The sequence below is a fragment of the Aeromonas sp. L_1B5_3 genome (genome assembly GCF_963866575.1).
Taxonomy (GTDB): Bacteria; Pseudomonadota; Gammaproteobacteria; order Enterobacterales; family Aeromonadaceae; genus Aeromonas; species Aeromonas jandaei.
In genome coordinates this window covers 1-1,172 of the sequence record NZ_CAWMDN010000005.1, presented here as the reverse complement: position 1 = coordinate 1,172, position 1,172 = coordinate 1, and the positions used below count along the sequence as shown (strand labels likewise).

The following is a 1,172-nucleotide window of genomic DNA, read 5'->3' as shown; positions in this document are numbered from 1 at the left end:
ATACTCTTGCTCATATGGGGTAGTATTATATCAAGCGCAATGGCTGCCGGCATGCTTACTGATACATCAATAAGCAGCTTATTGTTAGCTACTTTAATGTCAGGAAGTTTAAGCTCTGTTAGTGTTTTGGCTATTCTCTCTCCTCTTGGAAGACTGGTTGAAAGAGCCAGGAATATCTCCAATAACCCATTAAGTCAATCCATCTACACTGGGCGCACCGATGAATTTGGCCAAATAGAGTTTGCTTTACGAATGATGCAGGCTGAAACAGGCGCCGTATTAGGTCGCATAGGTGATGCATCAAATCGGCTTAGCGAACACGCCCGAGGCCTACTAAAGGATATTGAGTCAAGCAATGCACTTACAGTTGAGCAGCAGGCAGAGACAGATCAAATAGCAACGGCAGTAAACCAAATGGCGGCAAGCATTCAAGAGGTTGCGAGCAATGCACAGCATGCTGCAGATGCGGCCGGAAGAGCAGACACTGAGACGGCATCTGGCCAGCATCTGGTAGCCCACACAAGCCAGTCAATCACTGCCCTTGAAGGTGAAATTAGGCAAGCCGCTCAGGTTATTCATGAGCTTGAAGGTCAAAGTAACGAGATATCAAAAGTTCTTGACGTTATACGAGGGATCGCCGAGCAAACGAATTTGTTGGCACTCAACGCAGCAATTGAGGCCGCGCGTGCTGGTGAGCAGGGGCGTGGTTTTGCTGTTGTCGCCGATGAGGTTCGCAGTCTTGCTGCTCGCACACAGCAATCGACAACGGATATTCAAAGCATGATCAGCGCTCTACAAGAGCGAGCGCAATCCGCTGTTACAGTCATGGAGCAAAGTAGTCGGCAAGCGGACACGAGTGTAGCTCACGCAGAGGAAGCAGCTACAGCTCTTGATGGAATTGGCCAACGCGTTAACGAAATTACCGACATGAACGCGCAAATAGCGACTGCGGTCGAGCAGCAGAGAGCAGTAAGTGAAGACATAAACCGCAGTATTATCAATATACGCGATGCTGCTGATACCAATGTACAGACCGGGCAGAATAATTTGCAAAGTGCGAAATCTGTCGCTCAGTTAACTAGCGCTCTGAGCGAACTGGCAAAACAGTTTTGGGAAAAACGAGGATAACGCTTTTCAGTATCTCGACAGGGATAACTTACTTTACCATCGGT

General features: G+C 48.2%; 1 protein-coding gene. It reads left to right on the top strand.

All coding sequences use genetic code 11. The features are described from left to right. On the top strand, nucleotides 1–1,128 hold a 1,128-nt coding region (locus AACR93_RS01330), incomplete at its 5' end, for a methyl-accepting chemotaxis protein (RefSeq protein WP_043852135.1). Nucleotides 1,129–1,172: the final 44 nt, after the last annotated feature.